Below are 13189 nucleotides of genomic sequence, written 5' to 3'. Positions count from 1 at the left end.
AGTCGGAGCACGGGGTGTCCACCCCTCTGACTTGCCGATCGGACGCCCCGCGGAAGTCGGCGTGTTAAATCTTTGCGACAGAAGCGCTGTGTGTGTGAGATTCCGCAATTCGGCAGTGAGATCTTCTCGATTTTCTGCGTCCCGCAGGACTAGGCTGCCGCCCACCTCACGAGGCCGGACGTTTCACCGTGTTTTCACCCCGCACCACCCGTCCCCCCGCCGGCCGCGAGGCTGCCGAGACAAGGAGCGGTAGACAATGACAGATACCAAATCCCCCCACACATCTTCGTTGGACGCCGAGCAGGTCGGCTACAAACAAACCCTGGGCCGCCGGCACGTGCAGATGATCGCCATCGGTGGCGCCATCGGCACCGGCCTCTTTCTGGGCTCGGCCTCGCGGCTGCACAACACCGGTCCTGCCCTGGTGCTCAGCTACGCGTTCGTCGGCCTGATCGCCTATTTCTTGATGCGCTCCCTGGGCGAGCTGGTGCTGCACCGGCCCACGTCGGGTGCCTTCGTTTCGTACATGCGCGAGTTCTTCGGTGAACGGTGGGCCTTCGTCACCGGCTGGGTCTACTGGGGCAACTGGGCGCTGACCGGCATCGCCGACCTTTCGGCAGTCGGTCTCTACATGCAGTACTGGTTCCCGAACCTCGACACCTGGATCACCGTGCTGGTCGGCCTGGTCGTGGTGCTGCTGGTCAACCTGATGTCGGCCAAGGCGTTCGGCGAGTTCGAGTTCTGGGCCGCCATTCTCAAGGTGGGCGCCATCGGTGTCTTTCTCGTGGTGGGCCTCGTGGTGGTCATCGGCGGTCTCGAGATCGGCGGCCACAAGGCCGGCTTCCACAACCTCTGGAGCAACCCCGGCGGCTTCTGGCCCACCGAGGCGCCCTACGTCTGGTACGGCCCGCTGCTGGTGATGTCGGGCGTCGTGTTCGCCTACGCCGCCATCGAGATGGTGGGCGTCGCGGCCGGCGAGATGCAGAACGCGGCCCGCGAGGTGCCCAAGGCCGTCAACGCCGTCATTCTGCGCATCGCGGTGTTCTACGTCGGCTCGCTGCTGCTGCTGGTGTCGATGCTGCCGACCTCTGACTACAAGCCCGGCATCAGCCCGTTCGTCACCGTGTTCGAGCAACTCGGCATGAACTGGATGAGCGCGGCGATTCAGGCGATTCTGATCGTCGCCGCCATGTCGAGCCTGAACGCCGGCATGTTCTCGACCGGACGGGTGCTGCGCAGCCTGGGCATGTCGCAGCAGGCGCCCAAGTTCACCCTCAAGATGAGCGAGTCGGGCGTGCCGTGGGCGGGCATCGTGATGACCGCCTGCGTGATGGCCCTGGGTGCGGTGCTCAACGCGTTCGTACCCGACGCCTTCGAGCTGGCCCTCGAAGCCACCGCGGTGATGATCGTGTTCACCTGGGGCACGATCTTCGCCTGTCAGTTGCGGCTGCGCAGCCTGATCAACAAGGGCGTCATTCCACCCACACCGTTCCCGGCGCCCGGCTACCCGTGGACGTCGTACATCGGCCTCGGCTTCCTGGTGTTCGTGCTGGTCGGCATCGCCATCTCGGGCTGGCAGAGCTCACCGGACTTCTTCCACAAGATCAACTTCCTGGTGGTGGTGTTCGGCATTCCGGCGCTGGCCGGCCTGCTGGCGCTCGGCTGGTTCCTGGTGAAACCGAGAGTGATCGCCAACACGGACGGCCGCATCGAGTCGGTCTGGACCGACACGGGCCCCCGCTACGGCACCGCCACCGTGGCCGATCCCATCGACGACACCCCCAGTCACTGAGCGTCCGGAAGGAGCCAGACATGAAAACCTCCAGCTACCTCGGCCGGTTCGCGGCCGCAGGCGCGGCATTGACCGTGCTGCTCACCGGCTGCACCTCGAGCGGCAGCGTCAAAGACCCCACCCCGGTGGCCGGCGCGACCACGTTCAGCAGCCTGCGCATCGGCATCAGCTTCGACCAGCCAGGCATCGGCGTGGCCACGGCCGGCACCGAGTCGAACGGGGTCACCACCGGAACCGACCCGAAGGGCTTCGACGTCGACACCGCCACCTACGTGGCCAAGGCGCTCGGCGTGCAACCGACGTCCATCACCTGGGTGAAGGCCGACCCGGTCGATCGCGAGAACCTGATCGAACAGGGCAAGGTCGACATGGTGGTGTCGAGCTACACCATCAACGACGCCCGCAACGCGCGGGTCGACTTCGCCGGCCCGTACTTCATCGCGCACCAGGACCTGCTGGTGCGGCGCAACGACGAAGAACTCACCAGCGTCGACCGGCTGAGCGGACGCACCCTGTGTGCGGCCGCCAACACCACCTCGGCGACCAACATCGTGGCTCGCTACCACGGCGAGGTGGCGCTGGTGCAGCCCAACACCTTCAGCGAATGCGTGAAGATGCTGGCCGACGGGGACGTCGACGCGGTGACCACCGACGACGTCATTCTGGCCGGCTTCGCCGCGCAGCCGCAGTACAAGGGCGTGCTCAAGGTGGTCGGCAAGGGGTTCTCGGACGAGCCGTACGGCATCGCGGTGAAGAAGGGCTCGACCGAACTGGTGAACCAGATCAACCAGGCCCTCACCGCCTACATCAAGGACGGCTCGTGGCTGGCCTCGCTGCAGGCCAACGTGGGCCCGTCCGGTTACAAGATTCCGAACCCGCCCACCCCGGGCTCGTGAAAGCCGGGCTCGTGCACCCCACACTGAGCGCATGAACGCAGCAGCCGTCCTAGCGGTCGCGCCACCCTTCGACCTGCTGCCCAAGCGGGTGCGCACCACCCTGATCGCGGCCTCGCAGGAGCGCCGGTTCGAGGCCGGCGAGCTGATTCTGGACGCCTTTCGCACCACCCCCGCACAGGTCGGCGTGCTGCTCGCCGGCGCGGTCGAGCTGTGGGTCGAGGGCGAGCGGGCCGAGGCTCAGAGCGCACCCGACGAGCCCGACCTGCGGTTGGGCGCCGGAGCCGTGTTCGGCCTGGACGCCTCGCTGACCGGCCGGGCGATCGGGCCCCGGGTGGTGGCCGCGGAAGCGTCCACCGTGCTGCTGGTGCCCGCGGCCGACGTCGAGCGGGCGATGGCCGACGGGGCCGGCGAGGCACCCGACCGATCGGGACGGCACGCGCTGGTGCTCACGCCGCCGCATCTTCGGGTGGACGACCTGCTGACCACGCGGCCGTTGGTGCTGCCCGCGGGTCTGAGCGTGCAACAGGTCGCGGCTGCGCTCACCGAGCAGGGCGGCGAGGGCCTGGCGGCGATCCGGCGCGAGGACGGCACGCTGGGCGTGATCACCGATCGCAGCCTGCGCGAACAGGTGCTGGCCGCCGGGCTGCCGGGGTCGGTGCCGATCGAACAGGTGTTGGTCACCGACCTGCCGCGGGTCACCAGCGGAGCCTCTGCCGCCGAGGCCTTGGCCCTGCTGCTCGACAGCCGCGCGGCCAGGGTGCTGGTGCTCGATGAGGCGGGCGACCTGCTCGGCTGCGTCGACCGCGGCGACCTGATCGCGTCGGCCGCGGCGCCGGGGGTGGCGCTCAACGAGCGCCTGCTGCGGGCCGGCTCGGTCGACGAGGTGCAGCAACTGGCCGCCCGGCTGCCCGGCCTGCTCGGCGACCTGCTCGACGGTGGGCTGTCGTCGGCAGGCGTGCTGAGCGTGTACTCGACGCTGGTCGACTCGGTGGCCCGACGGGTGCTCGACCTGGTGTTCGAGGCCCACCCCGGCCTCGATCCCGACGGCTTCACCTGGCTGGCGCTGGGCAGCAACGGCCGGCGCGAGACCACGCTCAGTTCGGACGTCGACTCGGCCGCGGTCTTCCCCGACGGCACCTCGCAGGGCGAGATCGACCGGTACCGGCAGGTGTTCGCCGAGGTCACCACCGCGCTCAGCGGGGCCGGTCTCGGCGCCGACAGCCACGGCGCCACGGCGGCGCACCAGAACTTCGCCCGCACCGCGTCCGACTGGCGGCAGAGCGCCGAGACCTGGCTGGCCGACCCGGTCGCAGCCCAGGGCGCCACCATGGCGTCGCTGCTGCTGGACGCCCGCTCGATTCACGGCCGCACCGAGCTGGTCAAGGTGACCGACCTGTTCGCCGGGCTGCGGCGCAGCACCGGCACCATGCGGCTGCTGCTCAGCGAGTCGCTGGCCAAGCGGGCCAAGGTGCGCCGGCTCGAGACGCTGTTTCTGCACCGGCACCCGTTCGACATCAAGCAGCACGCCCTGCTGCCGATCGTGAACCTGGCCCGCTTCGCCGCCCTGGCCATCGGCAGCCCGGCGCTGCCGACCGCCGAACGGCTGCGGGCCGCCTCCGGATCGACGATGCTGCCCGAGCGGCAGGCGCGCACCCTGGTCGAGGTGTACGGGGTGCTGCAGTCGATTCGGCTGCGGCATCAGCTGCGGCAGGTGCAGCAGGGCCGGCCGGCCACCGACATCGTCGACCTCGGGCAGGTGTCAGCGATCGACCAGAGCGTGATTCTGCGGGCCGTGCGCGAGATCGCGGCGGTGCAGAAGCGGGTCTTCAACATCAGCCGCTACGAAGAGCCGGACGAGTGGCTGCGCCCCGAATCGGACGGCGGTGGTGCTTGAGTCGGGTGAGCCGTCAGCCGTGACCGGAGCGCGGGTGGCGGTGCTCGGTGACGTGGGCGGACACCTCGCCGCGCTGCGCGCCGAGCTGACCCGGCTGGGGGTGCCCGACGGGGGCGACGGGCCGATTCCGGCCGACCTGACCGTGGTGCAGGTCGGCGATCTGGTGCACCGCGGGCCCGAATCGGACGCGGTCGTGGCGCTGGTCGACCGACATCTGAGCGCAACGCCCCGGCGCTGGCTGCAGGTGGTGGGCAATCACGAGGCGTTCTACCTGCGCCGCCGGCAGTTCAGTTGGCACACGCCGATCGCCCGGCCGGCCGCCCGCACGCTGCGCCGATGGTGGCGCGGCAGGCTGATGGTGCCGGCGGTGGCGATCGAGAGCGGGGGAGAGTCGTTTCTGATCACCCACGCCGGGGTGACCAGGAACTTCTGGGTTGAGGTGCTCGGCTCGCCGGCTTCCGCGGCGACGGCGGCACAGCGGCTGAACGCCCTGGCGCGAACCCGGCCCCGGGCGCTGTTCCGGCCGGGAGCGGCGATGATGTGGCGGCGTCCGACACCGCTGGCCGGGCCGATCTGGGCGCTGGCCACCGCCGAACTGCTGCCCAGCTGGCTCGACCACCCGGTGCCGTTCAGCCAGGTGTACGGGCACTCGTCGCTGGTCGACTGGCGTACCGGTGAACTGCGCGTCGCCGATTTGGTGGGTGACGAGCGGGTCCGGCTCGACCAGCGCGCGAAGCACGTCAGCGTCACCCTGCCAGGGGGACGCCTGGTCGGCGTCGACCCCGGCGACGAGTCCCTGGCCGTGGACGACTGGCACGCATTCGTGCTGTGACGCCCAAGCCGTCATCCCGGCGACCATCTAACGGGCCTCGAGCGAACCTCGTCATCCCGGCGAAAGCCGGGATCTCCAAACGGAAGGGGTCTCGACAAGCTCCAGCGGTAGGGTGCAGCGGTGACCAACCGCCCCTTCCGTCAGGTCGACGTCTTCGGCAGTCGAGACTTCAGCGGCAACCCGCTCGCGGCCGTGCTCGACGCCGAGGGATTGTCGGACGACGACCTGCGCCGCATCTCGGTGTGGACGAACCTCTCGGAATGCACCTTCGTGCTGCCGCCCACCATCCCCGATGCCGACTACCGGGTACGCATCTTCAGCCTCGCCAACGAGCTGCCGTTCGCCGGCCACCCCACGCTGGGCACCGCACGCACCGTTGCCGAGGCCGATATCGCGGCCCGCGTGGTGGTCAACGCCGCCGGCGTCTGGGCGGCCCACGTACAGCATCTCGCCGGTGCCATGAGAACCGTCCCCGATCCTGCTCAGCGGTGCGCCGAGCCGACCGCTCTCACACCTTGCGGATGCGCACCCAGGTCACTGCGTGGTTCTCGCCCTTGCGCAGGATCGCCGTGGCCCGTCCGCGGGTCGGCCTGATGTTCAGCTCGAGGTTCGGCCCGTTGATGGTGTCCCAGAAGGTGCCGGCGGTGCTCAGCGCCTCGGCCTCCGACATCTCGGCGTAGCGCCTGAAGAACGACTTCGGGTCGCGAAACGCGGTGGCCCGCAACGCGAAGAACCGGTCGATGTACCACTGCCTGATGAACGACGTGCGGGCGTCGACGTACACGGTGAAGTCGAAGAAGTCGCTGACCGCCAGTGCCGTCGTGCCGTCGGAGCGCCGACGCGCCGGCTGCAGCACGTTCAGCCCTTCGACGATCAGAATGTCGGGTTCGCCGATGACGATGCGCTCATCGGGCACGATGTCGTAGATCAGGTGCGAGTACACCGGGGCGGTCACGTCACTCTTGCCCGACTTCACGTCGATCACGAACTGCAGCAGCGCCGCCCGGTCGTACGACTCGGGAAACCCCTTGCGGTGCGCGATACCCATGGCTTCGAGCAGGTGGTTGGGGTACAGAAAGCCGTCGGTGGTGATCAGCTCGACCTTCGGCCGGCGCGGCCCGCGCGCCAGCAATTCCTGCAGCAGCCTAGCCGTGGTCGACTTGCCCACGGCGACCGATCCGGCCACCCCGATCACGAACGGAACCTGCTTGTCGTTGAGCCCGAGAAAGTCGTGGGACGAGCTGAACAGTGCGTTGGTGCGCTCCCAGTACAGGTTCAGCAACTGGGTCAGCGGGTGGTACACCTCCAGCACCTCGGCGTGGTCGGTGGGGTCGCCGAGGCCGCGCAGCCGGGCCAGGGTGTCGGAGTCGAGCGTCCACGGAATGGTGTCGGCGAGGTCGGCCCACTGCCGGCGGCTCAGCGCCACGTACGGTCCGTACGGGTCGTCCTCGGGCGCGATCGTCAGCCCCGGCGGCACGATGAACTGTTGTGGATCCATGAGCTCCTCGCTGCTGGCTGCCCTGCCTGGTGGTAACAGTGTGCTGGTCGAAGCGGTTGTCGGCCAGTAAACGGGTATTCCGGCGTCGCCACATCGTCTGAGCGCCCGGCGGCCAAACGGTAAGGTTCGGGCCATGTGCGGAATCATCGGTTACGTCGGTCCACGCGAGGCGAGCCGGGTGGTGGTCGAGGGCCTGCGCCGCATGGAATACCGCGGGTACGACTCCGCCGGTGTGGCGGTGGTCACCGACGGCGCGCTCGAGGTGCGCAAGAAGGCCGGCAAGATCGTCAACCTCGACGCGGCGATCGCGGCCGACCCGCTGCCGCCCACCGGCCTGGGCATCGGGCACACGCGCTGGGCCACCCATGGCGGCCCCACCGACTACAACGCGCACCCGCACACCTCGGCGAACGGCCGCGTTGCGTTGATTCACAACGGCATCATCGAGAACTTCGCCCCGCTGCGGGCCGAGCTGGTTGCCCAGGGCGTGGCATTCACGTCCGAGACCGACACCGAGGTGGCCGCCCAGTTGCTCGGCCGCGAGGTCGAGGGCGGTGCCGACCTGGCCGACGCCATGCGTAGCGTCTGCCGCCAACTGCAGGGAGCGTTCACCCTGGTCGCCATCGACAGCGCCGAACCCGCCCGGTTGGTGGCGGCCCGGCGCAACTCGCCGCTGGTGGTCGGCCTGGGCGAGGGTGAGAACTTCGTCGCCTCGGACGTCTCGGCGTTCATCGAGTTCACCCGGCACGCCGTCGAGCTCGGTCAAGACCGGGTGGTCGACGTCACCGCCGACAGCTTCACCGTCACCGATTTCGACGGCACGCCTGCCGACAGCCACCCGTTCGAGGTCACCTGGGACCTCTCGGCGGCCGAGAAGCAGGGCTACGACTGGTTCATGCGCAAAGAGATCTACGAGCAGCCGCAGGCGGTGGCCGACACCCTGCTGGGCCGCTACAACGAAGACGGCTCGTTGAAGCTCGACGAGCTGCACATTCCCGAAGCCGAACTGCGCACCATCGACAAGATCATCATCGTGGCCTGCGGCACGGCCTACTACGCGGGCATGGTGGCCAAGTACGCCATCGAACACTGGACGCGCATCGCCTGCGAGGTCGAGATCGCGAGCGAGTTCCGTTACCGCGACCCGATCATCACCCCGCGCACCCTGGTGGTCACGCTCAGCCAGTCGGGTGAGACCGCCGACACCCTGATGGCCATTCGGCACGCCCGCGAGCAGGGCGCCAAGGTGATCGCGATCTGCAACACCAACGGCGCCACAATTCCGCGCGAGTCCGACGCCGTGATCTACACCCACGCCGGCCCCGAGATCGGCGTGGCGTCCACCAAGGGTTTTCTCACCCAGGTGGCCGCCTGCTATCTGCTCGGGCTGTATTTGGCGCAGGTGCGCGGCACCAAGTTCGGCGACGAGATCGCCGCGATCATGGGCGAGCTGGCCGCCACGCCGCCGCTGATCCAGCGGGTGCTCGACGAGATCGAGCCGATCAAGCAACTGGCCGCCAAGTACGCCGAGCAGAAGTCGGTGCTCTTTCTGGGCCGGCACGTGGGCTACCCCGTGGCGCTCGAGGGTGCGCTCAAGCTCAAAGAGATCGCCTACCTGCACGCCGAGGGCTTTCCGGCCGGTGAGCTCAAGCACGGCCCCATCGCGCTGGTCGAAAACCAGATCCCGATCTTCGTGGTGGTGCCGCCGCAGGGCCGGGACCAGCTGCACGACAAGGTGACCAGCAACATTCAAGAGGTACGCGCCCGCGGCGCGTTCACCATCGTGCTGGCCGAAGATGACGACGAAGAAGTCATCCCGTACGCAGACTTCCTGTTCCGGCTGCCAAAGGTGTCGACCCTGATGCAGCCGCTGGTGGCCACCGTGCCGCTGCAGATGTTCGCCTGCGAGCTGGCCTCGCTCAAGGGTTACGACGTCGATCAGCCGCGCAACCTGGCGAAGTCGGTCACGGTCGAGTGATCGTCGGCATCGGCATCGACGTCTGCCCAGTCGAACGGTTCGCCACCGCCGCCGAGAACGAGCGGCTGCTCGCCCGGCTGTTCACCCCCGCCGAGCGTGACTCGTCGATGAACCGCATGGCCGGACGCTTCGCCGCCAAAGAGGCCCTGGCCAAGGCGCTCGGAGCACCCCAGGGGCTGTCGTGGCACGACGTCGAGGTGCGCAAAGACGAACTGGGCAAACCGTTCTTCGACTACCACGGGTCGGTGGCGGCGCGGGTGGCCGAACTCGGCATCTCGACGGTCCATCTCTCGATCACCCACGACGCGGGCATCGCAGCGGCGGTGGTGGTCTGCGAGGCTTGAGCTCATGCGGCAGGTGTATCTGGCTGAGACCATCAGGGCGGCGGAAGAGCCGCTGCTGACGGCACTGCCGGGGGTGCTGATGCAGCGGGCCGGGACCGGGCTGGCGTCGGTGCTGTTGCGCGAACTGCGCGAGAAGGGCCGCGTCTACGGCGCCCGGGTGCTGCTGGTGGTCGGCTCGGGCAACAACGGCGGCGACGCGCTCTACGCCGGCGTCCGACTGCTCGGGCGCGGGGTGCGGGTGCGCGCCTGGTGCACCGGGTCGTCGGTGCACGAGTCGGCGTGGCGTGCCTTCGTGGCCGCCGGCGGTCGCGCGGTCGACGCCGTCGGGGCGCTGGCCGAACTGCCCACGAGCGACCTGGTGGTCGACGGCGTGCTCGGCATCGGCGGACGGGCGGGGTTGCGTGAGCCGGTGGCACTGTTCGCTCGCGCCTGTGCCGATGCGGGCGTGCCCGTCGTGGCGGTCGACCTGCCGTCCGGCCTGGCGGCCGACAGCCCATCGCTGGCCGAGCTTGTCGAGGCCTCGCCGGCAGGGGTGTCGACAAGCTCGACCAACGGTGGTGGGGTCTCGACTAGCTCGGCCGTTTCGACAAGCTCGGCCGAGGGTGGTGGGGTCTCGACGAGCTGGGCCGAGGGTGGTGGGGTCTCGACCAGCTCGGTCGACCGGGGCGTGGCGTCCCACTTCACTGCGGCACTCACCGTCACCTTCGGCGGCCTGAAGTTCTGCCACGTGCTCGAACCGGCCGCCTCGGCCTGCGGCCGGGTGGAGTTGATCGACATCGGCCTCGACTTGCCCACCGGCGATCTGCTGGCGTGGCAGCGCTCCGACCTGGCCGCCGCCTGGCCCTGGCCGGACGCCACCAGCGACAAGTACTCCCGCGGCGTGGTCGGCCTCGACACCGGCTCGGACGGCTACCCCGGCGCGGCGGTGCTGGGCATTTTGGGCGCGGTGCATGCCGGGGCCGGCATGGTGCGCTTCCAGGGTGCTGCGGCGGCGGTCGACCTGATCCGAGCGGCGGCCCCCAACGTGGTCTTCGGTGCCGGCCGGGTGCAGGCCCGGGTGCTGGGCAGCGGCTGGGGCGACCGGACGGACGGCGACCAGGTCGTGCGCCGAGCGCTGGACGAGGGCCTTCCGCTGGTGCTGGACGCCGAGGCCCTGCGGCACCTTCCGTCCGGTCCATTGGGGGAGCGGGTACTGCTCACCCCGCACGCCGGCGAACTCGCCCGGCTGCTCGGTCGCGAGCGGACGGAGGTAGAACGCGACCCGATCGACGCCGTGCGGACGGCCACCGCCAGGTTCGGCGCGGCCGTGCTGCTGAAGGGCGCAACCCAGTACGTCTGCGACCCGGCTGGGGAAATCTCGATCACCGTGCCCGGGCCCGCCTGGACGGCCCAGGCCGGCTCCGGCGACCTGCTGGCCGGAATCTGCGGCAGCCTGTTGGCGGCCGGTCTGAACCCCGGCCGGGCCGGGCTGGCGGCCGCGTCCGTTCAGGCTTTGGCTGCGGCCGATGCGCCCGGACCGCACCCTGTGCAGACGATTGCGGAAGCGCTTCCAGGGGTGGTAGCGTCCCTGGGCCTCTAGGGAACCGCTGATCAACGTGCCATTCGTGGCGTGAGTGACGGTGATCGTGCTCTTGGAGGGGTTGGGTGTGGGCGTTGTCGGCTGATCGATTCGCTGCGGGGGGCCTGTTGGGGCGGTTTCGGGCAGGCTGACGCTATGCCGCCGCCGTGGTGAGAGCGACGGCACGTGCCCGCATCAGCCAGTTCGCCAACGCGAACGCGACGTGGAGACGATGGAGATTCTTCGCCAGGCCGCGGTAGCGGGTCTTGGTGAACCCGAAGTCTCGTTTGACGATCAGGAACGCGTGCTCGACCTTGGCCCGCACCCCGGCCTTGCGGGACTCGATCGCCCGCTCATGAGGATGCATCCTCGCCAACTGGCTCTTGCGGGCTGCAATGTGCCAGGTGACGCCGGCGAGGTGGGGATCGCCGGTGATCTCCTCGCGTTTGTCGACACCCAGGTAACCGGCATCGCCCCACCCGGCAGTGTCATCGGGCCGCATCAGATGGGCAGCCTCGGTGATATCGGACACGTTCGCTGCGGTGGCGGTGACCGAGTGCACATATCCGGTGCCGGCATCGGTGCCGATGTGGGCCTTCATCCCGAAGTACCACTGATTGCCCTTGCGGGTCTGGTGCATCTCGGGATCCCTCGTGCCGGTGGCGTTCTTGGTCGACGACGGTGCCGCAATGATCGTGGCGTCCACGATCGTCCCGCCCCGCATGATCCAACCCTCACGCTCAAACAGGTCGTTCTGCGCCGCCAGCAGTCTCTGGCCAAGCTGATGCTTCTCCAACAGGTGACGAAAGTGCAGCAATGTGGTCGCGTCGGGCACCTGCTCCACCGTGAAGTCCACACCCAGGAACCGGCGCATCGCGAACGAGTCGTAGATCGCGTCCTCGACCCCCTCATCGGACAGGTTGAACCAGACCTGCAGCAAATACATGCGCAGCATCATCGCCAGCGGCTTCGCCTTCCGACCCGTCTTACCTGGCCGGTCCAGGTAGTAGTACGGCTCGATCAGATCGATCCACACCTGCCACGGGATCGTGGCCTCCATCTGCTCCAAGAACTGCTCACGTTTGGAAACCCGCCGACGATTGCCGTACTCGACATCGGCGAAAGAAGGCTGCTCGCTGTCCATACCCCAACAATTTCGCGTCCCAACAGCCGAAGCCAGCCACCGAACCGCACACCACAAAGATCAGCGCATCCCTAGGGAACCGCTGATCAACGTGCCATTCGTGGCGTGAGTGACGGTGATCGTGCTCTTGGAGGGGTTGGGTGTGGGCGTTGTCGGCTGATCGATTCGCTGCGGGGGGCCTGTTGGGGCGGTTTCGGGCAGGCTGACGCTATGCCGCCGCCGTGGTGAGAGCGACGGCACGTGCCCGCATCAGCCAGTTCGCCAACGCGAACGCGACGTGGAGACGATGGAGATTCTTCGCCAGGCCGCGGTAGCGGGTCTTGGTGAACCCGAAGTCTCGTTTGACTATCAGGAACGCGTGCTCGACCTTGGCCCGCACCCCGGCCTTGCGGGACTCGATCGCCCGCTCATGAGGATGCATCCTCGCCAACTGGCTCTTGCGGGCTGCAATGTGCCAGGTGACGCCGGCGAGGTGGGGATCGCCGGTGATCTCCTCGCGTTTGTCGACACCCAGGTAACCGGCATCGCCCCACCCGGCAGTGTCATCGGGCCGCATCAGATGGACAGCCTCGGTGATATCGGACACGTTCGCCGCGGTGGCGGTGACCGAGTGCACATATCCGGTGCCGGCATCGCCCCCGATGTGGGCCTTCATCCCGAAGTACCACTGATTGCCCTTGCGGGTCTGGTGCATCTCGGGATCCCTCGTGCCGGTGGCGTTCTTGGTCGACGACGGTGCCGCAATGATCGTGGCGTCCACGATCGTCCCGCCCCGCATGATCCAACCCTCACGCTCAAACAGGTCGTTCTGCGCCGCCAGCAGTCTCTGGCCAAGCTGATGCTTCTCCAACAGGTGACGAAAGTGCAGCAATGTGGTCGCGTCGGGCACCTGCTCCACCGTGAAGTCCACACCCAGGAACCGGCGCATCGCGAACGAGTCGTAGATCGCGTCCTCGACCCCCTCATCGGACAGGTTGAACCAGACCTGCAGCAAATACATGCGCAGCATCATCGCCAGCGGCTTCGCCTTCCGACCCGTCTTACCTGGCCGGTCCAGGTAGTAGTACGGCTCGATCAGATCGATCCACACCTGCCACGGGATCGTGGCCTCCATCTGCTCCAAGAACTGCTCACGCTTGGAAACCCGCCGACGATTGCCATACTCGACATCGGCGAAAGAAGGCTGCTCGCTGTCCATACCCCAACAATTTCGCGTCCCAACAGCCGAAGCCAGCCACCGAACCGCACACCAC

Annotated in this window: 11 protein-coding genes; 8 read left to right on the top strand and 3 right to left on the bottom strand. The window is 68.3% G+C overall.

Translation table 11 applies throughout. From position 1 onward, the window contains the following. The first annotated feature begins 256 nt into the window (after window positions 1-256). The 5 genes from MPLG2_RS10755 to MPLG2_RS10735 all read left to right on the top strand — a co-directional run bounded on the left by MPLG2_RS10755 (window position 257) and on the right by MPLG2_RS10735 (window position 6008). Entirely contained in the window at window positions 257-1792 is a 1536-nt protein-coding gene (locus MPLG2_RS10755) for an amino acid permease (protein WP_197709914.1), read from the top strand. A 20-nt stretch (window positions 1793-1812) separates the two neighbouring features. Then, on the top strand, window positions 1813-2688 hold the full coding sequence (locus tag MPLG2_RS10750) for a glutamate ABC transporter substrate-binding protein (RefSeq protein WP_105186121.1): 876 nt from the start codon (window positions 1813-1815) through the stop codon (window positions 2686-2688). 31 nt (window positions 2689-2719) lie between these two features. Next, window positions 2720-4582 carry a putative nucleotidyltransferase substrate binding domain-containing protein gene (locus tag MPLG2_RS10745; protein ID WP_105186120.1) on the top strand — a complete coding sequence of 621 codons (1863 nt, stop codon included), beginning with the start codon at window positions 2720-2722 and terminating at the stop codon, window positions 4580-4582. A 19-nt stretch (window positions 4583-4601) separates the two neighbouring features. Further along, on the top strand, window positions 4602-5414 hold the full coding sequence (locus tag MPLG2_RS10740; RefSeq protein ID WP_158681060.1) for a metallophosphoesterase: 813 nt from the start codon (window positions 4602-4604) through the stop codon (window positions 5412-5414). A gap of 120 nt (window positions 5415-5534) precedes the next feature. Further along, entirely contained in the window at window positions 5535-6008 is a 474-nt protein-coding gene (locus MPLG2_RS10735; protein WP_105186118.1) for a PhzF family phenazine biosynthesis protein, read from the top strand. Here MPLG2_RS10735 and coaA read toward each other — a convergent pair. Then, window positions 5923-6912: a type I pantothenate kinase gene (coaA, locus tag MPLG2_RS10730; protein WP_105186117.1), complete on the bottom strand. Its 990-nt coding sequence runs from the start codon at window positions 6910-6912 to the stop codon at window positions 5923-5925. The genes MPLG2_RS10735 and coaA overlap by 86 nt on opposite strands. A 133-nt stretch (window positions 6913-7045) precedes the next feature. Between coaA and glmS the strand changes: the two genes are divergently transcribed. From glmS to MPLG2_RS10710, 3 genes are read left to right on the top strand one after another with little or no spacing between them, the layout of a single operon-like run. After that, window positions 7046-8890, top strand: coding sequence for a glutamine--fructose-6-phosphate transaminase (isomerizing) (gene glmS / locus MPLG2_RS10725; RefSeq protein ID WP_105186116.1), 1845 nt, complete (start codon window positions 7046-7048; stop codon window positions 8888-8890). Continuing rightward, entirely contained in the window at window positions 8887-9234 is a 348-nt protein-coding gene (locus MPLG2_RS10720) for a holo-ACP synthase (protein ID WP_105186115.1), read from the top strand. Before glmS ends, MPLG2_RS10720 begins: the two co-directional genes overlap by 4 nt. 4 nt (window positions 9235-9238) lie before the next feature. Further along, a complete protein-coding gene (locus tag MPLG2_RS10710) occupies window positions 9239-10813 on the top strand; it encodes a bifunctional ADP-dependent NAD(P)H-hydrate dehydratase/NAD(P)H-hydrate epimerase (RefSeq protein ID WP_231935628.1) in 1575 nt (524 codons plus the stop codon). Between the two features lie 133 nt (window positions 10814-10946). On the opposite strand, the gene MPLG2_RS10705 is transcribed toward MPLG2_RS10710, so the two are convergent. Together MPLG2_RS10705 and MPLG2_RS10700 are read right to left on the bottom strand one after the other, a co-directional pair. Continuing rightward, on the bottom strand, window positions 10947-11936 hold the full coding sequence (locus tag MPLG2_RS10705) for an IS5 family transposase (protein ID WP_105185078.1): 990 nt from the start codon (window positions 11934-11936) through the stop codon (window positions 10947-10949). 208 nt (window positions 11937-12144) lie between these two features. Then, window positions 12145-13134, bottom strand: coding sequence for an IS5 family transposase (locus MPLG2_RS10700; RefSeq protein ID WP_105186114.1), 990 nt, complete (start codon window positions 13132-13134; stop codon window positions 12145-12147). Between the last annotated feature and the right edge of the window lie 55 nt (window positions 13135-13189).

The sequence above is a fragment of the Micropruina glycogenica genome (genome assembly GCF_900289045.1).
GTDB lineage: Bacteria > Actinomycetota > Actinomycetes > Propionibacteriales > Propionibacteriaceae > Micropruina > Micropruina glycogenica.
This window is presented reverse-complemented; position numbering and strand designations above follow the sequence as displayed.